19 protein-coding genes are annotated in these 25,988 nt (G+C 42.6%); 17 read left to right on the plus strand and 2 right to left on the minus strand.

The window, feature by feature from the left end; all coding sequences use genetic code 11:
* The first annotated feature begins 2 nt into the window (after positions 1 to 2).
* From C4F40_RS11590 to C4F40_RS11635, 10 genes are all read left to right on the plus strand, one after another.
* Positions 3 to 1,145: a CaiB/BaiF CoA transferase family protein gene (locus C4F40_RS11590; RefSeq protein ID WP_196939561.1), complete on the plus strand. Its 1,143-nt coding sequence runs from the start codon at positions 3 to 5 to the stop codon at positions 1,143 to 1,145.
* Entirely contained in the window at positions 1,138 to 2,361 is a 1,224-nt protein-coding gene (locus C4F40_RS11595; RefSeq protein WP_196939562.1) for an extracellular solute-binding protein, read from the plus strand. Before C4F40_RS11590 ends, C4F40_RS11595 begins: the two co-directional genes overlap by 8 nt.
* A gap of 84 nt (positions 2,362 to 2,445) precedes the next feature.
* A complete protein-coding gene (locus C4F40_RS11600) occupies positions 2,446 to 3,516 on the plus strand; it encodes a Gfo/Idh/MocA family protein (protein ID WP_196939563.1) in 1,071 nt (356 codons plus the stop codon).
* Between the two features lie 67 nt (positions 3,517 to 3,583).
* The gene (locus tag C4F40_RS11605; RefSeq protein WP_196939564.1) at positions 3,584 to 4,030 is read left to right on the plus strand and encodes a MaoC/PaaZ C-terminal domain-containing protein; all 447 of its coding nucleotides are present in this window, start codon (positions 3,584 to 3,586) and stop codon (positions 4,028 to 4,030) included.
* 88 nt (positions 4,031 to 4,118) lie between these two features.
* Positions 4,119 to 5,423, plus strand: coding sequence for an L-fucose:H+ symporter permease (fucP, locus tag C4F40_RS11610; protein ID WP_196939565.1), 1,305 nt, complete (start codon positions 4,119 to 4,121; stop codon positions 5,421 to 5,423).
* A 306-nt stretch (positions 5,424 to 5,729) separates the two neighbouring features.
* A complete protein-coding gene (locus C4F40_RS11615) occupies positions 5,730 to 7,892 on the plus strand; it encodes an alpha-L-rhamnosidase-related protein (protein ID WP_231390038.1) in 2,163 nt (720 codons plus the stop codon).
* 7 nt (positions 7,893 to 7,899) lie between these two features.
* Complete coding sequence (locus C4F40_RS11620) at positions 7,900 to 11,178, plus strand: glycoside hydrolase family 2 TIM barrel-domain containing protein (RefSeq protein ID WP_196939567.1); 3,279 nt, start codon at positions 7,900 to 7,902, stop codon at positions 11,176 to 11,178.
* Positions 11,179 to 11,272: 94 nt separating this feature from the next.
* On the plus strand, positions 11,273 to 14,668 hold the full coding sequence (locus C4F40_RS11625) for a glycosyl hydrolase (RefSeq protein ID WP_196939568.1): 3,396 nt from the start codon (positions 11,273 to 11,275) through the stop codon (positions 14,666 to 14,668).
* Positions 14,669 to 14,682: 14 nt separating this feature from the next.
* A complete protein-coding gene (locus C4F40_RS11630; protein WP_196939569.1) occupies positions 14,683 to 16,704 on the plus strand; it encodes an aceric acid hydrolase in 2,022 nt (673 codons plus the stop codon).
* A gap of 71 nt (positions 16,705 to 16,775) precedes the next feature.
* Positions 16,776 to 19,055, plus strand: coding sequence for a DUF5703 domain-containing protein (locus tag C4F40_RS11635; protein ID WP_196939570.1), 2,280 nt, complete (start codon positions 16,776 to 16,778; stop codon positions 19,053 to 19,055).
* 62 nt (positions 19,056 to 19,117) lie between these two features.
* Here C4F40_RS11635 and C4F40_RS11640 read toward each other — a convergent pair whose 3' ends face one another.
* Entirely contained in the window at positions 19,118 to 20,104 is a 987-nt protein-coding gene (locus tag C4F40_RS11640) for a pyruvate dehydrogenase complex E1 component subunit beta (RefSeq protein ID WP_196939571.1), read from the minus strand.
* 126 nt (positions 20,105 to 20,230) lie between these two features.
* Positions 20,231 to 20,854, minus strand: coding sequence for a futalosine hydrolase (mqnB, locus tag C4F40_RS11645; RefSeq protein WP_196939572.1), 624 nt, complete (start codon positions 20,852 to 20,854; stop codon positions 20,231 to 20,233).
* A 60-nt stretch (positions 20,855 to 20,914) separates the two neighbouring features.
* Between mqnB and C4F40_RS11650 the strand changes: the two genes are divergently transcribed.
* The 7 genes from C4F40_RS11650 to C4F40_RS11680 all read left to right on the plus strand — a co-directional run bounded on the left by C4F40_RS11650 (position 20,915) and on the right by C4F40_RS11680 (position 25,975).
* Entirely contained in the window at positions 20,915 to 21,328 is a 414-nt protein-coding gene (locus C4F40_RS11650) for a 6-pyruvoyl trahydropterin synthase family protein (RefSeq protein ID WP_196939573.1), read from the plus strand.
* A gap of 19 nt (positions 21,329 to 21,347) precedes the next feature.
* Positions 21,348 to 21,977, plus strand: a complete 630-nt coding sequence (folE, locus tag C4F40_RS11655; RefSeq protein ID WP_196939574.1) for a GTP cyclohydrolase I FolE — start codon at positions 21,348 to 21,350, stop codon at positions 21,975 to 21,977.
* A gap of 156 nt (positions 21,978 to 22,133) precedes the next feature.
* Positions 22,134 to 22,769, plus strand: a complete 636-nt coding sequence (locus C4F40_RS11660) for an O-methyltransferase (protein WP_196939575.1) — start codon at positions 22,134 to 22,136, stop codon at positions 22,767 to 22,769.
* A gap of 22 nt (positions 22,770 to 22,791) precedes the next feature.
* A complete protein-coding gene (locus tag C4F40_RS11665) occupies positions 22,792 to 23,298 on the plus strand; it encodes a glucosaminidase domain-containing protein (protein ID WP_196939576.1) in 507 nt (168 codons plus the stop codon).
* A gap of 21 nt (positions 23,299 to 23,319) precedes the next feature.
* Positions 23,320 to 24,156 (plus strand): glucosaminidase domain-containing protein, encoded by an 837-nt coding sequence (locus tag C4F40_RS11670; protein ID WP_196939577.1) that lies wholly within the window; start codon positions 23,320 to 23,322, stop codon positions 24,154 to 24,156.
* A gap of 60 nt (positions 24,157 to 24,216) precedes the next feature.
* Positions 24,217 to 24,969, plus strand: a complete 753-nt coding sequence (locus tag C4F40_RS11675; RefSeq protein ID WP_196939578.1) for a hypothetical protein — start codon at positions 24,217 to 24,219, stop codon at positions 24,967 to 24,969.
* 10 nt (positions 24,970 to 24,979) lie between these two features.
* A complete protein-coding gene (locus C4F40_RS11680; RefSeq protein WP_231390039.1) occupies positions 24,980 to 25,975 on the plus strand; it encodes a DUF3078 domain-containing protein in 996 nt (331 codons plus the stop codon).
* The last annotated feature ends 13 nt before the right edge of the window (positions 25,976 to 25,988 follow it).

The following is a 25,988-nucleotide window of genomic DNA, read 5'->3' on the forward strand; positions in this document are numbered from 1 at the left end:
CTATGTTACCGCTAGAAAATTATACCGTTGTCGATTTTAGCCAGTTTCTTTCGGGGCCTTTAGCGAGCCTACGCCTAGCTGATCTAGGTGCTCGAGTAATCAAAATAGAGAAGCCGGGGACAGGAGATATTTGTAGACAACTGTATACATCAGATACTGTTTTAAATGGAACATCGACCGTGTTTCATGCCATTAACAGAAATAAGGAAAGTGTTGCGCTAGACCTTAAAAACAACGAGGATCGGAAGACTATTGCTAAATTGGTCGAGAAAGCTGATGTGGTTATTCATAATTTTCGACCTGGTGTGATGGAACGATTAGGCTTTGACCAAACAAGTGTTCGGGCGATGAATCCTACTGTGGTGTATGCTGAAATCTCTGGATACGGGACAGATGGGCCTTGGTCGGCGAAACCAGGACAGGACCTATTGTTGCAATCGATGACGGGAATGACCTGGCTAAGCGGGAACGCGGATCAGGGACCAATCCCAATGGGATTGTCGATTGTTGATATGTTCGCAGGTGCTAATTTGTGCAGCGGCATTTTAGCGTGTCTGTATCGTAAGGTTGTACAGCATATTGGGGCACACGTGCAAGTGAGTATGTTGGATTCAGCTGTCGATATACAGTTTGAGGCGGTAACCACCTATTACCGCGACGGAGGAAAACTGCCTGAACGTACAGCCATAAGTAATGCGCATGCTTACTTAGGTGCTCCCTACGGAATATATAAAACAAAGGATGGTTATTTGGCCTTAGCCATGGGGTCAATTCCCCATCTCGGGAACTTATTGGCTTGCGAAGAACTGAAAGCTTTTTCGGACGGCGCACAGGCTTTTGAACAACGTGATGCGATTAAAAGTGTGCTTACCAAGCATTTATGTACACAAGAAACGATATATTGGCTTGCTATATTAGAGGCAGCAGATATTTGGTGTGCCGACGTGCTGGATTGGAGTAGACTGCTGCAACACGATGGCTTTAAGGTGCTGGAAATGATACAACAGGTGACCATGGGTGATGGGTTCGTATACGATACTACCCGCTGTCCTATACGAATTGATGGAGAAGTGTTATATTCGGATAAAGGTTCTCCTAAATTGGGGGAGCATAACCAAAAAATTATAAACGAATTGTATGGCTAAACTGCGCTTTGCTGTTAGAAAATTTGACCCTTTTGAGCAATCTATGCTTAAATTTTGGCATCAATATAAGCAACTATATGCGGTAGATGTGGATATCGAATTCGTGCCGTTGGATTTAGAAGAATTATACGATACGCTGTTTGTGAAACGAGGGCTTGATAATGGCGATTGGGATCTTGTACATATCAATACCGACTGGATTGCACAGGCTTTTGAACAGGGCGGGTTACATGTTTTAAATGAGGACCTGAATCGTAATCCTCCTGAGGAATATTCTGAAGCATGGAGCTCAAGCCTGCTGGGATTTCAAAATTTCGAAGGACAGATTGTAGGGCTTCCCTTTCACGATGGTCCAGAATGTCTGGTGATTCGCAAAGATCTTTTTGAAAGTAAAAAAGAACAACAGCAATTTTTCAATATATATAAGCGGGAACTAGCTGTTCCGAAAACGTGGGAAGATTTTCTGTTGGTTGCCGACTTTTTTACAAGACCTGCCGACAATTTGTACGGAACTGTTTTTGCCGGTTATCCGGATGGACATAACGCCGTGTTTGACTTCTGTATACAACTTTGGTCACGAGGAGGAGAACTACTCAATAGTGAGGGAAACGTTAATTTGAATCAGGTAATCGCCGCGGAAGCCTTAGATTTCTATAGAGACCTATTTCGTGGTAAGCGCTGTTTGCACCCAAGTTCGGCAGTGTACGAGTCCGTCCAGGCAGGACAGGCTTTTGCAAGGGGAGAGGTCGCGATGATGGTTAATTGGTTTGGTTTCGCCTCGTGGGCCCAAATTGATGAGACATCCGCTGTACGAGGTCAAGTAGACATTGCACCTATACCTGCTAATGAAAATGTTGCTGCACCTTCACTCAATGTGTACTGGCTGTATGCGATTGCTGAAGGAAGCAACCATAAAGCATTGGCGTACGACTTTATACGTTTTGCAGTCGCTAAAGAGCAGGATAAAGCGCTATCGCTGGAGGGGGGTGTCGGGTGTCGCTATTCGACCTGGTACGACACCAATATTAATGCCCATATTCCGTTTTACAATAAGCTTGCAGCATTGCATGAGACAGCTCGTACTTTACCGAGATTGGCCAACTGGCCCGATATTGCACATATAATAGATAAAACCGTGAGCCAAGCCATCACTACTGATGACGCGAGTTCGACGTTGTTGGCAGAAGCGCAGGAAAAGATAAATAAGATACACTGATGAAATATCTATGGTTAGAATACAGACCACCAATGAATAAAAAATGGATATTCCACATCGCCTTTAAAGACAAATTTTACACATATGAATATTGAATATAAGGCTGTGTTGCCGCAGACTCAATTACCGATCGTGATTATAGGGGCTGGGGGGATTGTAAAAGATGCACATCTGCCGGCATATAAGAAAGCAGGTTTTGAAGTATACGGTATTGTGAACCGGACAAGGTCGAAAGCGGAGGCATTAGCTCAAGAGTTTGATATCCCGCACGTGTTTGACACCGTGAGGAACGCTGTGGCACATGCACCGAGTAATGCAGTTTATGATATCACAATCATGCCAAGCCAGTTTATCGAAACGTTGGAAGCGCTGCCCGACGGGGCGGCAGTATTAATCCAGAAACCTATGGGCGATTATTTTCCTGAATCTAAAGCCATTCTAGAGGTTTGCCAACGTAAAAATTTGGTCGCTGCGATAAATTGTCAACTTCGTCAAGCTCCATTCGTGAATGCAGCTCGGTGGCTAATTGAACAAGGACACATCGGTGAATTGTATGATATGGAGGTTCGTGTGACGGTGCAGACGCCATGGGAACTTTTCCCTCATGTGATGGTACACCCACGATTAGAGATTCTTTATCATAGTGTTCATTACATTGATCTCGTACGTTCCTTTTTAGGAAATCCGGCGAGTATCTACGCGAAGACACTAAGGCATCCAGCCAAGGCGCTTTCCTCCAGTCGGACCACACTGTTGTTTGATTATGGCGATACAATGCACGCCGTGGTGAATACCAATCATGATCACGATTTTGGCGCGAGACATCAGGAAAGTTACATCAAATGGGAAGGTACAAAAGGAGCTGTCAAAGCTAAAATGGGCCTATTAATGAACTACCCAGATGGTGTGCCGGACGCATTTGAATATTGTATTAAAGATGAAAATGGGCAGTGCGAATGGGTTAGCTTTCCGATTGAAGGGTCGTGGTTCCCTGATGCGTTTGTCGGTAGCATGGGAAGTTTAATGCGATTCAAGTTGGGTGAAATAGACGTTCTGCCCGCTGCAGTGGGGGATGTTATTGATACGATGGCCGTAGTGGAAGCGGCATACCAAAGTAGCGCGGGAGGCGGGCAACCTATCAAATACAACGTTTAATAAAGAATGAGGACAACAGATTAAAGAACGTAGATGGTCTGATACCTAAATACTAATAGCTAAAAATATGCATTTCGAATCAATATTTTATGAAGATTACACGCTAGAGGATAAACGTGTAACATTGGGAAGAACCATTACGGAGACAGACTTCGTAGTTCACGCAGGACATACAGGCGATTTTTTTCCACATCACATGGATGCAGAGTGGTGTAAGACACAGTCTTTTGGACAACGGATCGCGCACGGTACCATGATTTTTGCTATAGGCATTGGTCTTACAGCATCGGTCATTAATCCGGAAGCTTTTTCCAAAGGCTACGATCGACTCCGTTTTGTGAAACCTGTTTTCATCGGCGACACGATCCACGTGGAAGTTACTATTTCTGAAAAATCGGAGGCTAAGAATCCGGCATACGGTACCGTGATAGAGCATGTCGAGGTTGTTAACCAGCATGGTCAGGTCGTATTGGTCGCCGATCATATTTTACTGGCTAAACGTAAAAATCTCTAAAGGTGCATTTTAATGCTATTTTTGCTATGAATAAAAATATACCCGTCCGGCTTGAGGACGAAAGAACGTCTCTTAAATACTAACATATATGCATATAGATTCGAAAGATAATATCCAGGTTTCCGGTCATTCGGCCAAAAACTATTTGTTCCCCTTCATTTTGGTTGTCAGTTTATTCTTTCTTTGGGGAATGGCGCACAATCTAAATGGTGTACTGATCCCTCACCTGAAGAAGGCGTGCCAGCTGGATAATAGCCAATCGGCTTTAGTGGATACCTCTGTATTTTTTGCCTATTTTGTGATGGCTCTTCCCGCGGGGTTTTTGTTGCGTAGGGTAGGGTACAAGACTTCAATTGTCATAGGGTTGCTGGCTTTTTCGATCGGCGCTTTTTTGTTTATTCCTGCTGCGAATGCACGTATGTATGAGTTGTTTCTTGTCGCCTTGTTCATTATTGGTTGTGGGCTGGCTGTCTTAGAAACAGCAGCAAATCCATATGCAACAATACTCGGACCGCCCGAGTCTGCTACGCAGCGGATCAATCTAGCTGCCTCGTTCAATGGACTGGCAGCCATGTTGGGGCCTATCTTAGGAACGGTGTTTATTCTTTCGGGTAAAAGTTATACGGCTGCGGAAATGGCTGCGATGGCGGATACGGAACGCTTAGCCTATTTGACTACGGAAGCTTCTTCGGTGAAGCTGCCTTATTTTATATTGGGTGCGGTCTTATTGGTGGTCGCCGTTATTTTTATGTTCGTAAAGCTTCCCGAAATTAAGGAAGCGGAATCTGTAGGCAGTGAAGCAAACCAAAAGAAAAGTCTATTTGCCGTACTCCGCCACAAAAACTTGGCCTTCGCTGTGGTCGCCCAATTTTTCTATGTGGGTGCTCAGGTCTGTGTCACAAGTTTTTTCATTATAATGGCGCAACAGGGCGCAGGCGTCGACGAAAAAACTGCTGGATATTACCTTGGCGTATACGGATTTCTGTTTATGATAGGCCGATTTATAGGAACCTTCTTGCTAAAATATACAACAGCTCAGCGTTTGCTCGCGATTTATGCTATAGCGACCGTTTTATTGGCTTTAGTCGCCGTTATGGGATCGGGAATGGTCGTGCTTTATGCGTTGGGAGGGCTAGGCTTATTTATGTCCATCATGTTTCCTACAATTTTTTCACTAGGTATTGTCGGTTTGGGTGATGAAACCAAACAGGCTTCGTCTTGGTTGATTATGGCCATTGTCGGCGGTGCCGTGTTTCCTTTTATTATGGGCGGAATTATCGATGCTTCTGGTGATAATACACAGTTAGGTTATATCGTGCCGTTCGTTTGTTATTTAGTGATTTTTTGGTACGCTGTTAAAGGGTATAAAGCGCCGGTGATGTCTAAAAACTAACAAACACCAAGGGCCGGTATGTTCGTGGCTTAAATCAGACGCCTTGCTGTCGGATATACACTAAAACGATACGAGGATGGTATCGTTTTAGTAACATGCTATCTTGTATTGCAAGGTAAGGGACCTGTCGATGCTAAAAAACTACAATAGCTAGAGAATATTTTACAACGACAGACATGACTTTTAAAGTAAGTTTGTAGTTGGTTCGCTATGGCTTGAAGAGGCTACCAAGCTAATCGCATTCTATTGTATAAAAATTGGTTTTTCATGATCAAATCAAACCATAAACTATTTTACGACATATTTATGAAGAAATTAATTGCGACCTTTTGTTTTACGTTCGCTTTTGTTTTGCTTTTTGCGCAACAGCAGGCAACCTGGATATGGTATCCCGGAGATTTTGAAGTGTGGCTGAGCAACGACATGCAAAATCGTCGAACTGAAAGAGGGACTTTCTTTCCTCCTTTTTGGAAGATGGATAGCCATTATGTATTGGTAGAGTTCCATAAAGAATTCGATGTGCCCGCTGATGAGGAAATCCATATTGTCGCAGAGGGTAAGTATAATGTCAAAGTAGACGGAAAAATGTTGCCAGGTATGCCAAAGACCGTGCAGCTCAAGAAAGGGAAGCAAAAAATAAACATTAAGGTATATAATCAAGCGCAAGTCCCGGCCTTGTATGTTCACGGAAAAACGGTATCGACGGATAAAGAGTGGTTGGCGACATTTGAAGATAAGGAGTGGATCGATGAAACCGGTAAAGCCTCAGATGCCTCCGGGACGACCTATGTCAAGGCTGGATATTGGAATTTTGATAAGCCGGATCAGTTTCCCTCTCAATTTAGGCTGCCTATACGCGCGGAAGCTTCTGTTGCCATGACCAAGCAAGCTAAGGGTACATTAGTTGATTTTGGTAAAAACACCTTTGGTTTCTTAACCCTACATCAGTTAAAAGGTAACGGTAAACTTTCTATTTATTACGGAGAGTCTAAGGAAGAAGCGTTAGGAACAGCGACATGTGAAACATTAGACTATCTTGATATACAGCATGCCGCTACAAAGGACAGTACATTAGATCTATCCAAAGCTTTTCGCTATGTCTATATTGAGCACGAGGATGGTATTACTTTTGATAACGTGTCCATGCAGTATGAATATCTGCCAGTCGAAGACCGTGGTGCTTTCCGTAGTTCGGATGAAGAGCTGAATAAGATCTGGGAGGTAGCTAAGTATACCATGGAATTGACTTCGCGTGAATTCTACATTGATGGGATCAAGCGTGATCGATGGATTTGGAGTGGAGATGCTTATCAATCATATGCGATGAATTACTATTTGGGCTTCGACTCAGAAACGGTTAAACGTACAATCTTAGCATTGCGAGGTAAAGAACCGACCATTACGCATATCAATACCATTATGGATTATACGTTCTATTGGTTTTTGAGCATCTACGATTACTACCAGTATACCGGGGATAAGGAATTTATTGAAGCCGTCTATCCTCGGATGCAGAGCTTGATGGAGTTCTGTTTGGGACGCCGGAATCAAAATGGCTTAATGGAAGGGCTCTCTGGTGATTGGGTTTTTATTGACTGGGCAGACGGTTTAAGCAAAAAAGGAGAAGTGAGCTTTGAGCAGCTTTTGTTCTGTCGTAGCCTCGAAACAATGGCCCTATGTGCGGATTTACTTCAAGAGCAGGATGATAAAGTCTTGTATGCAAAAGAGGCAGCATCACTAAAGGCGAAGATTTTTGACTATTACTGGAATCCGGCAAAGAACGCATTTGTCCACAGCCGTATCGATGGTGTGCAAACGGATAACGTTACACGTTACACCAATATGTTTGCGATTTTTTTTGACTATATGAGCAAAGAGCAACAACAGGGTATAAAAAGCAGTGTGTTGTTGAATGACAACGTACAAAAAATCATGACACCTTACATGCGCTATTATGAACTGGAAGCATTATGTGTACTCGGTGAAAAGGACTTCGTTATGAAAGAGATGAAAGACTACTGGGGAGGTATGCTGAAACTAGGAGCAACCACATTTTGGGAGGAGTACAACCCCGCGAAATCAGGAGCGGATCACTACAGCATGTATGGCCGAGAATTTGGCAAAAGCCTTTGCCACTCATGGGGTGCGAGCCCGATATATTTGTTAGGCAAGTATTACTTAGGTGTAAAGCCTACTGCTGCAGGGTACCAGAGTTATGATATCGAACCCTATTTAGCTTCTCAAGAATGGATGGAAGGTAAAGTGCCAACCCCGGCTGGTGAGATTGATTTGTACGTTTCGAAAAATAAGATAAAAGTGCAATCACCAGTAGGAGTCGGTACACTAAAGATAAAGAGTAAGTCAAAACCGAAATCGAAACAAGGGGCTTTTATTCCGGTAGACAAAGATACTTATACTATGGCGTTGGAAGCGGGTGTTGCGTATGAGGTTGATTATAAAAGCTTGTAATAAGATAATGGTTAAAAAACTAAGCATCTTGCTAGTAACGATAGCAAGTTTATCCCAAGTAAGTGGGCAGACGGTAGATGGGAAACCAGCTGTGATACCTCCAGTGCCTGATGGGCGTATTGCTACGGCATGGGAAGACCCACTCATTACTTCGGTTAATAGAGAGCCGGCTAGAGCAACAGCCTACTCGTACGCATCGATAGAAGATGCGCTAACGGGCAATAGAACGAATAATGATAGGCTGCTGTTCTTAAATGGCGAGTGGGATTTTAAGTTTGTCTACAAACCGGCAGATGCACCAACAGGTTTTCACACGGCCGATGTCGAAGGCTGGGATAAAATCGAGGTGCCTTCCAATTGGGAAATGAAAGGGTATGATATTCCGATTTATCGTTCGGCAGTCTACCCGTTTACACCGATTGATCCCCCACGTATTCCGATGGATTACAATGCAGTCGGGTCTTACCAGAAGAATTTCGATCTGCCTGCAAAATGGGAGGGAATGAACGTTACACTGCATTTTGGGGGCGTGAGCTCGGCTTATCACCTATGGATCAATGAGCATTATGTGGGATATGCAGAAGACTCTTGCCTCCCTTCTGAGTTCAATGCAACACCCTATCTAAAGCAAGGTAAAAACCGTATTTCGGTGCAGGTAATCCGCTGGAGCGATGCTTCTTATCTGGAAGATCAAGACCACTGGCGAATGAGCGGTATCCATAGGGAGGTATTCTTGATGGCTGAACCCAAAGTTCGAATTGCTGATTTCCATTGGCAGGCAAAATTGGACGAAAATTACGAAAACGCTACATTTTCATTGCGTCCAAGTATTAATAATTTCTCCGGCGATAGCATCAACGGATTTACGGTAAAGGCGCAACTTTATGATGCGGACGGCAAGCCGGTCCTGAAAGATGGATTACAACGTAGCGCAGCGGATATCTTCAACGAGATTTACCCACGCTTAGACAACGTTAAATTCGGTTTGTTAGAAACGATATTGGATAATCCAAAAAAATGGTCGCCTGAGCAACCCAACTTATACAAATTGGTGGTTTCGCTCTATGATGATAAAGAGAATCTGCTGGAAGCGAAGAGCTGTAACGTCGGATTTCGTTCCGTTGAATTTTCAAAAGCTACCGGAAAATTGCTTATCAACGGCGAGACGACCTATTTTTATGGCGTAAACCGCCATGATCATAATCCTATCCGAGGAAAGGCTTTGACGCGAGCCGATATGGAGGCCGATATCCGCCAGATAAAACAGTTTAACTTCAATGCTATTCGTACCTCACATTACCCGAATGACCCCTATATTTATGAATTGTGTGATCAATATGGCCTGATGGTCATGGACGAAGCAAATTTGGAAACACACGGTTTAGGAGGTAAGCTAATGAATGAACCCGTATGGCTTCATGCACATATGGAACGAGTAATGCGAATGGTGGAGCGTGATAAGAACCACCCCTCTATCGTGGTTTGGTCGCTTGGCAACGAATCGGGGCGCGGCCCTACCACTGCTGCCATGGCAGCTTGGATTCACGATTTTGATATCACACGCCCGGTTCATTATGAGCCAGCCATGGGTAGTCACCAACTACCGGGCTATATCGACCCCTCTGATTCACGCTATCCAAAGTCTAACGACCATGCGAATCGCATTCAAAATATCCAAGATCAATATTACGTCGATATGGTGTCTCGTTTTTATCCGGGGATCCACACGCCCAAGTTATTACTCGATCAAGATAATGGCGACAAAAGACCAATTTTATTTGTTGAGTATTCACACTCTATGGGGAATTCGACGGGAAATATGAAGGAATTTTGGGACATTTTTCGTTCACATCCGCGCTTAATCGGCGGGTTTATATGGGACTATAAAGATCAGGCGTTGGTCCGTAAGGATAGCGTATATGGTGAAGTGCTAGCGTATGGTGGAGATTTTGGTGAGAAAATACATAACGGTGCTTTTAGCTTAAATGGTATTGTAGATGCCTGGGGGAAGCCGAAAGCCGCGATGTACGACAATAAGCGAATTTATCAACCCGCAGAGGTACAATTTTTAAATGCTGCAGATCTAACTGTGAAGATCAAGAATAGAGCGGCAGTGTTGAACTTAGACTATTATACCGCTTATTTATTGATCCGGGAGAATGGGATAGTTGTGCGTGAAGTAAAAATGGATCCGGTTGCTTTGGCGGCAGGCGACTCTACAACACTCTCTCTGGCGAAGTATATACGGGTGAAACCTAAACAAAATCGAGAATATCAGCTTGATGTACAGTTCCGCCTAGGGGCAGATGAAACTTGGGCAAAGGCAGGATTTATCGTGTCTTCTTCGCAATTGCGCTGGCAGGAACTGGAAGCTTTCGCTACGACAACAAAAGTTAGCGCTGGAAAGCTGGAGATCGCCGAATCGACCGATCAATATCTGGTAAAAGGCAACGGTTTTCAGGTGCGGTTTGATAAAAATAACGGCGCATTGGTGAGTTATGCGTCCAAAGGGCAAGAAGTAATCAAAGAAGCTGTTTTGCCAAACTTTGTACGCCCGGCCACTGAAAACGAAAGACGAGGATGGAAGCCGCAGAATAAATTGAAATACTGGTACAACGCACCCAATTTCCGCACGATAGTAGCCAAGCAGGAAAAGGATGCATTTGTTGTGGAGTCGACTTATGTTTTACCTCAGGATTCTGCCGTGATAGAGGTCTCCTATCGAGTAGATGGAGGTGGAGTTGTTCACGTACACTATAAACTGACTGTAAAAGACGGACTTCCAAATATACCGAAAGTCGGCCTGCAGATGGGTGTAAACCCTGCTTTTGAACAAATACAATACTACGGGTTAGGTGAGATGGAAACTTATCCCGACCGTGCATATGGGTTTGATTTGGGGGTTTATGAAATGAGTTTGGAGGAGTTTATGGAACCGTATCTCAAGCCGCAGGAAAATGGGAATCGAATGGATGTGCGTTGGTTTGCCATGCGGGGGAAAGACGCCGGTGTTTTGATTGTGGGCAATCAGCCGCTGAATGTAAGCGCATGGCCTTATTCGTATCAACAGATTGAAGAGAAGAAGCATTGGTTTAAACTGGAAAAAGAAGATAAGATTACATTAAATGTGGATTTCAAAACTATGGGAGTAGGTGGTAATGATACTTGGACGGACATTTCCCAACCCTTACCTCAGTATCAAATACCGTCACAAAATTACAATTACGGATTTCGGATTATCCCCGTGCAGAAAAATACAGATGTCAAATCATTGTTTAGTAATTAAAAACGTGCAGTGCGACTGTCGGAATAAATCCAAGGTCTGTAGGAAGTAACGCTAAAAGCGATATAACGCTATTAGAAAATATGATAGAAATAAAATGAAAGAGAATCTAAATATAGGTATTGCGTTACTTTTTAGTTGCTTTATTCTGCAGAGCAACGCTCAGATCAAAGCTATTCCATCTGTTATTGTGCCCCTTTCTTCTAGCTCCTATCAAGAAGCTAAGCCATGGGTGGTATGGTACTTTATGCACGCAAGCTATTCAAAAGAAGGGATAAAAGCGGATTTGGAGGCTATGGCCGCCAATAACATTGCAGGAGCCTATTTTACGCCGATAAAAGCACAAACCGATCCGCCGTTATTTGAGCCTTCTGCAGAGACGCTATCCCCCGAATGGTGGGAGATGTTTCGTTACCTCGTACAGGAAGCAAAGAAGCACAGTATACAGATTGCATTGTTCCCGAATGACGGTTTTGCTACAGCTGGTGGGCCATGGATTACACCAGAGAAGTCTATGCAGAAAGTGGTGTATGCCGATACAAGTATACACGTGCAGCGAAAAGGAAAGGTCAAGATCCATTTACCACAGCCTGAAAAGCTCCACGATTACTATCAGGATATCCAATTGTTTGCGATCCCTCTTTCAAAGCAGTTTAGAGTTAGCTACAACGAATCACCAAAGGTCAGTACAAGCTACGATGAAAATCTAGAGCGCTTAGTGCTTCGGGATAATGCCGAGCGGTTTGCTTCTTCGCAGCCGGGTTGGATTCAGTACGAGTTTGCGGAATCTTTCCCTTGCAATGCGATAAAGATCCAGCGTAAGGCGAATAACTACGGGGCAAATAGATTTAAAATATTGATCAGTAATGACGGGCAGCACTTCGAGGAGTTGACCCGGTTGCAATCCCCACGTACAGGGTGGTTGGACTGGGACAACGGCGTAACGCATACGATACCGTATACACAGGCCAAGTATTTTCGATTTGTATTTGATCCTGCAGGCTCAGAGCCGGGTGGAGAGGATTTGGATGCGGCAAAATGGAAGCCTTCGATTAACCTTTTGGGAATTACCCTTTTTGAAGAGGCAAAGATAAACCAGTTCGAAGGGAAAACGGGAGAAGTTTGGCGGGTATCGTTGCCTACAACTGCATCCGACGTGCACCCGGAAAGCATCATGAAGGGTGAAAATATGGTACGCCTACAGCCTGCAACAGGTGATGATACAGTCGAAGTTGCATTGTCGGAAGGAACGTGGAGAATCTTACGTATTGGACACACGACCACCGGACATAAAAATGAAACTGCAGGTGCAGGGAAGGGGCTAGAATGCGATAAATTAGATGCAGATATCGTCGCTTTCCAATTTGAACAATGGTTTGGCAAGGCCAAACAGGCGGTTAGTTCCGAATTGTCAAAAGACGTGTTAACGGTATTTCATATTGACTCTTGGGAGTCGGGCAGTCAAAATTGGACCAGGCAGATGCGGGCTGAATTTCTAGCAAGAAGAGGTTACGACCTGACGGAATACCTCCCGGTGTTGGCCGGTTATGTGGTAAATAGTGCAAAGGCTTCTGAAGCCTTTCTACACGATTATCGAGAAACTATCAACGACTTACTGCAGGAAAAAGGGTTTCAGACCTTACGACGGATGTCGGACACATATGGTGTTGAGTTTACCGCAGAGACGACCGCTCCGATTATGACAAGTGATGGTCTATCGCATTTTAACTACACGGATCGTACGATGGGCGAGTTTTGGTTTAGGAGCCCTTCACATGATAAACCGAATGATATATTGGATGCCGTTTCGGGAGGACATATTTATGGAAAGAATATCGTGATGTCTGAAGCATTTACGCAAATCCGTATGGAATGGGATGAACATCCGCGTTTGTTAAAATCATTGCAAGATAGAAACTATGCTTTGGGGGTAAACAACTTGGCCTATCATGTCTACGTACACAATCCGTGGATGGACCGTAAACCGGGTATGACCTTAGATGGTGTGGGAACCTATTTTCAACGTGATCAGACGTGGTGGAAACCCGGAAAAGCTTGGATAGATTATGCAATACGGACTCAGCAGCTGCTGCAGCATGGAAAGCCGGTGCGCGATATAGCTGTATTTATCGGCGAAGAAATGCCGAGGCGATCGATTTTGCCGGATCGCCTTGTGCGTACGCTTCCAGGCATCATTGGCGAACCTCGTGTAAATCATACCGATTCGTTATTGCGTAATGAAGGACAGCCCATGCAGAAGATAGCGGCAGTGAATACATCGGCTAATATGTATAACCCCGTCGATTGGATAGACCCGTTGCGTGGTTATGCTTACGACTCTTTCAATCCGGATGTATTGCTTAAAAACGCAAAGGTAGTCGCTGGCGAAGTGCTATTATCAGACCATATTGCCTACCGATTATTAGTGGTACCGGGTAAGCATCTTTTGAATCCAAATCCTGCTCACTATTCGTTGGCCGTGTTGGAAAAATTTAATGCGCTTATTGAACAAGGGGCTACTGTGCTTTTCCATGAAAGGCCGACAGCATTACTTGGACATGTATCTACGGCGGATTCACTTGCTTTTACGAATATAGTGAATAAGCTCTTTGGAGATATGCTAGCTAAAGGATCATTGTTATATAAAACCGTTGGTAAAGGGAATGTTTACGTGGGAACCTATTCTTCTGATAATTTTACGGACTTGGGCATCGAGGAGGACGTCCTCATCAATGAAAAAAATAACAACATTATCGCATGGAATCATCGTCGTTTTGATGGAGGAGATAGTTATTTTTTCTCAAATCAGGATAGTGTGGCCCATCAGGCTAATTTTTCGGTTCGAGCGCAAGCTTCACACGCGTATGTATATGATGCGGTTCAGGATAGATTAATCTCCTTAGCATTTACGGTGGATGCGGGACGCTCGAGATTTACGCTGCCGTTCGATGCCTATCAATCATTTTTTGTTCTGTTCAGTGAAAAGAAGATTTCATTGCCGCAATGGGAGAAGGGTAAGGTAAATACGTTAAAAGGACAATGGACCGTCCAACTCACTGGTGTTCCCCACGATCCGATCGTGCAGCAGACGCCAGATCTTTGGACAACTTCTACAATAGCAGATATACGCTACCATTCCGGGATGGGGAGCTATAGCTTAACATTTGACCAACGCAAAAAAATAGGTAAGCAACGCGTCGTGTTGGAGTTGGAAGAGGTGGAAAATCTAGCAGAGGTACTATTGAATGGCAGTGCTGTTGGTGTGGTGTGGACGAAACCTTACGAAATCGATGTAACAGACTATTTAAAAGTCGGTAAAAACAAATTGGAAATAAAAGTTTATAATACCTGGGGTAATCGCTTTGGTTACGAAAGCCGCGAACAACCTAAAGAACAGCTTGTGCAGACAACTGCTACACCGAAATTTCTCAAAGGATTACAACCCGCAGGACTGAAAGGTGACGTGAAACTACGTTGGTATAAAAATAAATAAGGAGAACTATAGATATGAACTGGAGTAAAGTAATTTATATATGTGGCCTTGCACTCGCCTGCACACCCATCGTGAGTGGTCAGGATAAAGCCATTACGAATACCTCTGATAGTCCCTTTGCTGTAAAGCAAGCCATTAATATAGGGGATGTATCATGGACAACGGGGTTTTGGGCAGATCGAACAGCCGTATGTGTAGATCGTATGGTGCCGCATCTCTGGGAAGTGTATACGGATGCGGATATTAGTCATGCTTATCGTAATTTTGAGATAGCAGCTGGACTACAGGAGGGAGAGCATAAAGGCCCTTCCTTTCATGATGGCGATTTTTATAAGACATTGGAAGCTGTGGTTGCTATTTATGCGCAAACGAAAGATAAAAAACTATTGCAGATGGTCGATGAGGTCATTCCTGTAATCGCTAAATCGCAACGTGCCGATGGCTACATTTATACCAAAGCGACTATTGATCAACGTAATTCTGGAGAAAATATCGAATTTCAAGATAGATTGAGCTTTGAGTCCTACAATATTGGTCATTTAATGACGGCAGGCTGTATACATTTTCGGGTGACAGGTAAGCGGGATTTATTGGATATTGCCGTAAACGCAGCGGATTATTTATATGGGTTTTACAAAAAATCAAACCCTACGCTGGCGCGTAATGCCATCTGTCCTTCCCACTATATGGGTGTCATCGAACTATACAGAACGGTAAAAGATCCCAAATATTTGGAACTGGCAAAGCATTTGATCGACATCAAAGGAGAGATTGAAGACGGTACAGACGATAATCAAGATCGTGTCCCTTTCCGTCAGCAGAATAAAGCTATTGGCCATGCCGTACGTGCTACTTATCTGTACGCAGGCGTAGCTGATTTGAGTGCAGAGATTCAAGATACCACGTTGAGCAATCGTCTGTATAATATCTGGGACGATATGACGCAAACGAAGATGTACATCACGGGCGGTGTCGGATCGTTGTACGATGGTACATCACCGGATGGAACGTCCTATAATCCCCAAGATGTGCAAAAGATACATCAGGCATTTGGACGCGATTACCAATTGCCTAATTTAACGGCACACAACGAAACATGTGCAAATATCGGTAATGTATTATGGAATTGGCGGATGGCCAACTTAACCGGCGACGCTAAATATGTTGACGTGATGGAATTAGCTTTGTATAATAGTGTGTTGTCTGGAATTAGTTTGGATGGAGATAAGTTTTTGTACACCAACCCACTGAGCTATTCGGATAAGTTGCCGTTTCAACAAAGGTGGTCTAAAAAGAGAGTGCCTTATATCTCATTGTCCAACTGTTGCCCACCCAATGTGGTACGTACCGTTGCCGAGGTGAGCAACTATGCGTATAGCGTGGCAGAAGGTCAAATATGGGTGAATTTGTACGGTGGAAACGTATTGGATACACGGCATCATGGAAAAGCCATTAAAGTGGAGCAGGTGTCAAATTATCCATGGGATGGGTCAATTGCCTTACGGGTAAAAGATGTCCCTGCTAATTACACCTTAAAACTTCGTATCCCGGGCTGGGCTAAGGATTTTGATGTCGTTAAAAATGGAAAGCCTGTCGCATTTCAGAACGAAAAGGGGTACGCTGTCCTAGATGGTAACCTAAAAAAAGGTGACGTTATCCAAATTACAATCCCACTAGAGGTAGCTTTTATGGAATCTAATCCGCTAGTGGAAGAGAGCCGTGGGCAGGTGGCTATTATGCGCGGACCTGTTGTGTATTGTTTGGAAAAAGAAGACGTAGCGGCAGATGTAGATATATTTGATTTAAAAGTCAAATTGTTTGGCGATTTTAAACCGGTAGTGCGCCAAATTCACAATCAGGATATTGTACTTTTGGAAGGCAAAGCGCTGCTTGAGAACGATAAGGATTGGGATGGCCTATACCGTGAGGTGGCGGTAAGCACTAAAAAGGAAGTGCCGATCAAATTGGTGCCTTATTTTGCTTGGGGAAATCGGGAGTTTGGTGATATGTCGGTGTGGCTTCCAAGTGTAAGATAATTTCCGGTCTGCAGTGCAAAATTGCAAGGATTAATTGAAGTCTTGGACTTCCTATAAATTAAATAATAAGGATGAGTTTGAAACATCTATTTCTAGTGTTTCTTTTTGGAATCGAAAGCCTATCTGCGCAGACGGATCTGGAGAAATATAATGTAAAATGGGCGACCCAAAGCAAGAATTCTGCTGAATCTATGCCGCTAGGAGGGAGAGATGTGGGCCTGAATGTGTGGGTGGAAGATGATGACATTTTGTTTTACATGGCGCAGAGCGGTTCATTCGACGAGAACAACACATTGCTTAAGCAGGGAAGGATTCGGATAAGATTGTATCCAAATCCGTTTAAGGATAGTTTTAGTCAGACGCTGCGTCTAAAGACAGGTGATGTTTTGATCCGGGGCGGTAAGAAAGGTAAGGATGTACAAGTCAAACTTTGGGTAGACGTCTTTTCTTCTGTTATCCATGTCCAGGTTGATGGGGCACAGAAAATAAGGAGTGAAATTTTCTATGAGAATTGGCGGTTTGAAGATCTGTTCCCAAAAGGAAGAGAAAACAATATGAATTCCTGGAAATGGGCTCCTCCAGAACGCGTAGTGACTAAAGCTGATCAGTTTGACGTAACGCCATCGTTTTTTTATTTTTACCACCACAATCTGCCCACAACTGCTTTCGACACAGTGGTAGCGCAGCAACAATTGATAGCATATAAGGATTCTTTCGTTAATCCGTTGAAAGAACGTATTTCTGGGGGAGTTCTTGCCCTGCGAAATTTGACGTTTAAGGATACTGGATTTGGGAAATACCTGAATACCGCATTTAAATATTGGCGTTTCGACAGTAAACCTGCTAGATCCAATCGTTTTCAAATTTCGCTTTTCAATGCGCAAGATTCGCTTGCGGGATGGAAATCTACCGTTACGCAGCGTGTTCAGAACCCAACAACAAAATTGGCACAATCGAAGACACTAACTTGGTGGGCAGATTTTTGGAATAGAAGCCATATCAAAATTAATTACGAGAAAGACGAATCCGACTTGGGATTTAGGATAGGGCGCAACTATCAACTTTTCCGGTATATGCTGGCTTGTAACGCCTACGGTGAATATCCGACGAAATTCAATGGCGGACTATTTACCTATGATCCGGTCTTTGTTGATTCGAGTTATACCTTTACGCCTGACTTCCGGAATTGGGGTGGGGGCACATTTACAGCTCAAAATCAACGGCTAGTCTATTGGCCCATGTTGCGATCCGGGGATCTGGATATGATGCCTGCTCAATTTGAGTTCTACAACCGTTTGTTAACTAATGCCGAGCTGCGAACAAAAATATATTGGGGACATCGAGGGGCAAGCTTTACCGAACAGCTGGAAAACTTTGGGTTACCAAATCCTGCCGAGTACGGGTGGAAAAGGCCTGCGGATTTTGATGCTGGCATGGAATATAATGCGTGGTTGGAATATCAATGGGATAATGTGTTGGAATTCTGCTATATGATCCTTAAGTATCACGGGTATCAGGGGCGGGATATTTCACAGTATATCCCGTTAATAGAAAGTTCGCTAACGTTTTTTGATGAACACTATCAATATTTGGCGAGCCAAAGGGGGCGCAAAGCGCTGGACGAAAAAGGTAAACTTGTTATATATCCGGGTACTGCTGCTGAGACGTATAAGATGGCTTATAATCCGAATAGTACCGTGGCAGGTTTACGAAGAGTGGCATCAGAGCTGACGCAATTGCCGGAAGCCTTACTTTCAACGGAACGAAAGGAGTTTTGGACGGCGTTTCTAGATCGTTTGCCGGAGATTTCTTTTCGCGAAATAAATGGGGAAACCGTAATTGCGCCTGCAGTCCTATGGGAACGGATGAATAATACGGAATCTCCTCAACTGTACCCCGTCTTTCCTTGGGATATGTTCGGTGTTGGACGAGATAGTTTAACAATTGCAAGGAGCACGTACCTGTTAGATCCTGATGTACAAAAGTTTCGTAGTCATGTGGGGTGGAGACAGCATAATATCTTTGCAGCGCGTTTAGGTTTGATCGATGAGGCAAAAGACCTACTGTCTAAGAAACTGGAGGATAGCGGGAGAAGATTCCCCGCATTCTGGGGCCCGGGTTTTGACTGGGTGCCGGATCACAATTGGGGAGGGAGCGGTATGATCGGACTACAAGAGATGTTAATGCAGGAGGTGGGTGATGAAGTATATGTTCTGCCAACCTGGCCCAAAGAGTGGAATGTTGATTTTAAGCTTTACGGCATGGATAATAATATCCTCGAGGGGGTATGGAAGGAAAATGAATTTATCCGACTGGAGATGAGAAATAGATCCAAGAAGATGATAAAATAATACCATAAAAAAAGCACTTTTTGAATTTCAAAAAGTGCTTTTTTTATGGTATATTAAGTTCTTTATTTTTTCAAGTAAGAAACTTCTTTAACGGCTTTTACTACTTTAGTAATGCTTGGTAATGAAGCCTCTACTAAGTTAGGTGCATACGCTAAAGGAACATCTGCAGAGGTAACGCGTGTTACAGGTGCATCTAAATAATCAAATGCATCTTTTTGTACACGGAAAGCAATCTCTGAGGAAATAGACGCCAAAGGCCACGCTTCTTCCACGACCACTAATCTATTTGTTTTCTTAACAGAAGTGAGAATAGCCTCAAAATCAATTGGACGAACGGAACGCAAATCGATCAATTCTACACTGATTCCTTCTTTGGCTAGTTCTTCTGCGGCAGGAATTACTACACGAGGAACCATTTTACCGAAAGAAACAACAGTAACATCAGTACCCTCTTTCACGACATTAGCTTTGCCAATGGGTAAGTAGTACTCCTCTTCAGGAACTGCTCCTTTATCCCCATACATGACTTCAGATTCCATGAAAATTACAGGATCTGGATCAATAATAGAAGATTTTAGTAAACCTTTTGCGTCATATGGGTTGGAAGGGATAACCACTTTTAATCCAGGTGTATTGGCAAACCAGTTTTCGAAGTTTTGCGAATGTTGTGCACCTAATTGTCCGGCATTACCTGTTGGTCCACGAAACACAATAGGACATGAAAATTGTCCTCCTGACATTTGACGTACCTTCGCAGCCGCATTGATTATTTGGTCGATTGCTACTAAAGAAAAGTTGAACGTCATGAACTCAACGATTGGTTTCAAACCGTTCATTGCAGCACCCACGGCGATACCCGCAAACCCTAATTCTGCAATTGGAGTGTCAATTATACGTTTTGCTCCGAATTCATCCAGCATACCTTGGCTAACTTTATAAGCGCCGTTATACTCTGCAACTTCTTCACCTAATAAAAATATAGTTTCATCTTTACGCATTTCTTCGTTCATAGCTTCACGAAGCGCTTCTCTGAATTGTATTTCTCTCATCAGTTTGTAAAATAGTGTCTTTTTTGTCGAATACGCAAAACTACTATTTAAAATTGATATTTCGTAATGAATGCCACGTTAAAATATGATGATGTATGTCATTTTTTAATACGTCTTTATCGCTATCTAGTAAATAGTTGTATGATGGTTTTCGAGAAAATGTTGTAGCCATTCGTTCAGATTTTTAATGGCTAGCGGAATATTCCAGTTTGCCTTGTTTCTTTTTTCTACGTAGTTAGAGATTGCTCTAACCTGTATTACGTCTGTTTTCTCTAGGGCGGCAGCATAGTATACGGCTGCTCCTTCCATGCTTTCTATTTCTGTTTGCGGAAATCGGTCTTTAATTTTTAGGATGGTTTTTTCGTTGCCATGTGTGGTGTTGACACTTATTGCCTCCGCTTGTGGGAGATCTAAAACAATATGGGGAGGAATGAATCCTGTCCATGAAGAATCTCCAAATCCCAACTCTTCTATCGATAAAAATTGCTGATCATTCTCTGCCCCCAATTCAGCCATCGTATCTTTGGAGATGTAAACCACGTCTCCAATCCGGATACGGCTACCAAAAGAACCCGCTATTCCGACGTTTAGAATCAGATCATATTTGTTCTTGAGGAGCTCTTGTCCTAAATGGTATGCCGTAGCTACCATCCCGACACCGGTTATCAAGTAAGAGGTGTTTTGTTTTTCCAATAAGGGGATACTGGGCAGGATTTCGTCTCGTGTAGCTGTAACTATTAGTAGCGTCATAATTATATCGTAATGGATTTGAAGTGCTAAAATATAGTTTTTTAGGATTATCTTTGCATTATGGTATACATTACGAGAAGAGAACGATTCAGCGCGGCGCATAAATTGCATCGTCAGGAGTGGTCTTTGGAAGAGAATGAGGCGACATTTGGTAACTGTTCGAATCCCAATTGGCATGGACATAACTATGAATTATTTGTTACCGTAAAGGGCGACATAAATCCTACTACTGGGTTTTTGATCGATCTCAAGGTAATGAAAAAGATAATCAATCTACATGTTATCGAGAAGTTGGACCATAAAAATGTGAATTTGGATGTAGATTTTATGCAGGGTAAAATGGCCTCTACTGAAGTAATTGCTATGGAAATATTCCATGTCCTCAAACCGTTATTTGAAGCTGAAGATGTCAGCTTACATTGTATTAGATTACACGAAACAGAAAATAACGCTGTTGAATATTACGGCGAATAATCATAAAAATCAATTAGAAATGAGTGATCCTACGGATTTCAATGAAGCATTAGATGGCTATGTTAAGATAGACCAATACAATACCCAACACGTAGAACGTATAGCAAGTCATTATAAAGATATTTTAGAAGCATTAGGTGAAAACCCAAACCGAGAGGGGCTTCTCAAGACGCCCGAACGCGTGGCTAAAGCTTTACAATTTTTGACGCATGGTTATGATATTGATGCAGCGGAAGTATTAAGAGGGGCAATGTTTGAAGAAGAATACAGCCAAATGGTTGTCGTTAAGGATATTGAAGTGTATTCCATGTGTGAACATCATATGTTACCTTTTTTTGGTAAAGCCCATATCGCATATATCCCTAACGGGCATATTGTTGGTTTGAGCAAGATTCCGAGGGTAGTAGATATCTATGCGCGTCGTCTTCAGGTACAAGAGCGGCTTACAAATGAGATCCGTGATTGTATCCAACAGACGTTGAACCCTGCAGGAGTAGCGGTAGTGATCGAGTGTAAACACATGTGTATGGCGATGCGCGGTGTACAAAAGCAAAATTCAGTGACGACAACATCGGCTTTTACAGGCGCTTTTCAAAGTGATGTTACACGATCGGAATTTTTAAGACTGATTACTGCTTCGTTAGATTAACAGACTGAAAAATGTGATTTATCTAATATAGCCTCTATTTGAATCCAAATAGAGGCTATTTTTTGTACCATAATTAGGCCCGATAACTGCTGGATTGTCATATCGAAATCACCATAATTAGGCCCGATATAAAATAAGTTAGTTACATTTGCAGGTATGTTTCAAAATGAAGATCAAATAAGTTCTTATTTAGAGCAGACCTGCGACGCTGAGAATGCCTTGTTGCGGAAAATAAATAGGGAGACTTATCTGAAAGAAACCATGCCCCACATGTTGTCGGGGCATTATCAGGGGCGGGTGCTTTCCATGCTAAGTAAACTGGTCTCGCCCCATCAAATTTTGGAGATAGGTACTTTTACGGGATATGCGACGTTATGTTTGGCAGAAGGGTTAAAGCAAGGGGGTGTTTTACATACGATTGACATTAATGAAGAGCAGGAGGAACGTGTCTCCAGCTACTTTAGGGAATCGGAGTATACCGCTAATATCAGATACCACATAGGAGACGCCGCTGCGGTAATCCCTAGGATCGAAGGAGATTTCGACCTCGTATTTATAGATGCTGATAAAAAGAGGAATTTAATCTATTTCAATATGCTGATTGACCGTGTGCCTTCTGGGGGGGTAATCTTAATTGATAATGTGTTGTGGAAAGGCAAGGTTTTTGATAATAAACCGGATGTACAAACCCAACGGATTATTGAATTAAATAGTACAATGGCAAAGGATATACGGGTAGAAAAATTGATTTTGCCAATTAGAGATGGACTTTTTGTGTTACGCAAAAAGTAATTGTTGAACTAAAAAAAAAGATATGCAAAAATCATTGTGTAGCAGAATGTTGCTGTTAACTGTATTATGCCTGTCATCAATTACAATGACCTTTGGTCAGAAAAAATTTTCGCCTTCGAGTTATATTGATGAACATAAAGACGTTGCACAGCAACTTATGCGTGAAACAGGTGTGCCAGCATCTGTGATTTTAGCAGTGGCTATTCATGAAAGCGCTTACGGCAATAGTAAAATCGCAAAACACTTAAACAACCATTTCGGAATCAAGGGCAAAAATAGCAGTTCAGTGATTCGTTCCGCTTATAAAGGGTATGAATCTGTATTATCTTCTTACCGTGATTTCGTAGGCCTATTAAAAAGACGAAAAGCTACCCAGCCTTTATTTGAAAAGCGCTCTTCCGCAGATTATCAATCTTGGATCGCGGGTATTGCCCGTTCCGGATATTCGGTAAGTGGAGATTGGAAAAGTAGGGTGTTGTCCACGGTCAATCGTTATGATCTTGATCAGTATGATTTAAAAACCGAGTAGAATCGCGTATCTTCGTCGTCGATGAGATCATATTTATCTATATTAGTCTTTGCACTGCTGTTGACCTCCTGTGCGAGCAAAAGAGGAACCGTCCTGAGAAATCCGAACGACAGGGGCGGTGGACATATAGGGGCAGTGAGCACGAATAAAACCACGAAACCGACTTCTACTTCCGGTTTAGCCTATATTGATCAGTACAAGGGTATAGCGATACGCGAAATGAATCAATATGGTATTCCGGCCAGTATTAAATTAGCACAAGCTTTGCTAGAATCCGGCAACGGTAATAGTTACCTTGCCCGGGAGGCGAATAATCATTTCGGGATTAAATGTGGTGGTATTTGGGATGGAAAAAGTGTCGCTAGAGATGATGACAATCCCAACGATTGTTTCAGGGTATATGGTAATCCCGAAGAATCTTTTAGAGACCATTCGCAATTTCTACTTCGTAAGCGATATGAGAAACTTTTTACTTTAGATAAGGATGACTATAAAGGTTGGGCACGGGGGTTGAAAGATGCGGGATACGCAACGAATCCACGTTACCCCGAACTGCTGGTCGATCTAATAGAGCGTTATCAGTTATATAGATATGATCGTGCCGAATCGTATGTAGAAAAAGAAGAGCGAGAAGAAAAAGTGGTTGAGATCATTGAAGTTAAGGCAGAAATCGAGCCCTCTGTGCAAACAGAAAAAGTAAAATCTCCCGTTGCGATGGTTATTCACGAAGTTGGGCCATCTGAAACGTTGTATTCTTTGGGTAAGCGTTATAGTGTTTCCGTAGAACAGATCAAACAGCTGAATGCAATGGAGTCCGATAACCTTTCGGTGGGACAATTGCTGGTAATTTCGAAATAGCTTTAAAAGTTGTTAAATTGTTGATAAATAATTAATCAAAAATGTAGTTTTACATTTGTGATGTTAGTAACGAAAATCAAACTTTTACTCCTATTATTTCTTTTGCCTTTTTACGCGAGTTCGCAAGAAAGGGTGGAGGGAATTGGTTTTGATGCAGATACCAAGCAACGTATTGGTAAAGTGTTGGTCATCAATACAAATACAGGAGAGAATGTGTTTAATAATTTGCGCGGCGAATTTGGGATCAATGTGAAAATGGGCGATCATTTGATTGCGAGCAAAGAAAATTATTACGGAGATACCTTGATCTATGAAGGACAGAAAGTACTCTTGTTTTATTTGAAACGTGCCACGATTTACATTGATCCGGTAACGGTGAAAGGGAAAAAATCTCCGGAGGAGATTCTTGCACAACGACGTAAAGACTATGATAAAGCATATAAACTGGCAGATCCGGGCGATTTTTTTACCGTAGGACATAGCGGAGCAGGGCTCGGTATAAATGCGGTATACAATTTGTTCAGTAAAGAGGCAAAGAATGCGCGGCGGTTGACAAAATTTTTTCAAAAGGAATACGAAGAAAATGTGATCGACCAGCGGTTTACCAAGGAAATTGTTACAAGCGTTACGGGCTTAGAAGGTACTTTATTAGATAATTTTATGCTGCGGTATCGACCGTCCTACTTTTTTGCAAAAACAGCAGGGCACTATCAAATAACAGAATATATTAAAAGTAAGTATGAAACGTTTAAATTAAATCCAAATTACAGACCTTTACCAAAATTACCAATACATTTAATCGATGAAAATTAATATATTATTTATGAAGCATACATCTTTACTTCTATTTTTTTTACTGTGCATTTTTAGCTTTGAATCAAATGCTCAAGTGAATCTGAAGGATCTTCGGGAAAAACCAGACGCCAATATTGCAGATACTGATACTGCTAAAGGTTTAACGATAACTCCGATTAACGTTCCTATTCCAAAGTTAAATTTGGAAGTAAATTATTGGAAGCATTGGAGCAAATTTGGTGTCAATGTTAATCAAGCTTATTTTAACGAAGAATGGAATGCCGGTGGGGTTAACTCAGTTTCCTTAGGAGGAAATATATGGCACAAGTCAGAATATAACAGAGATAACTTCAATTTTGTTTCTGAGATCGATTTGCGATACGGTAAGATAAAGAATAAAGATCAGCTGGCCAAAAAGAATAATGACCGGATCTTTTGGGACAATAAATTAGCCTATAAATTGGCAAAAAGTTGGGCGCTGTATTTTTCTTTTACGTTCGAATCGCAGTTTGATGCGGGATATAAGTATACCAAGAGGGATGAAGGTGATCAAGTTGTTGAAGTTATTGATACGATAACGAGTAATTTTATGGCTCCGGGATATTTTACAGAATCTTTCGGTTTGGAATATAAACCGGATAACACGTTTTCGTTGCGTTTAGGTACAGGTACGGCTAGACAGACGCTAATTTTAGATAATAGATTAAAGCCTCTTGAAGGGGAGACTAGATTCGGTATAGAAGGGGAGGGGAATTTCAAAAATGATTTGGCTTTCCAGCTGACGGCTAACTTAGATAGAAATTTGGCGAAGAACCTGAACTTAAAATCGCGTTATAATATGTTTGCTGACTATAAAGACTTGAAGGACCCGGATCACAGACTGGATGCGACGCTAACTGCAAAAGTAACGAGTTTGGTGAACGTCTCCCTTACCGGAATAATGGTATATAATTCGGATGAAAAGCCTGGTATACAGTTGAGCCAGGCATTAGCTATGGGAATTGTCTATTCGTTACCGAGATAGTTGAATTTAATAA

The sequence above is a fragment of the Sphingobacterium pedocola genome, assembly GCF_015209965.1.
Taxonomy (GTDB): Bacteria; Bacteroidota; Bacteroidia; order Sphingobacteriales; family Sphingobacteriaceae; genus Sphingobacterium; species Sphingobacterium pedocola.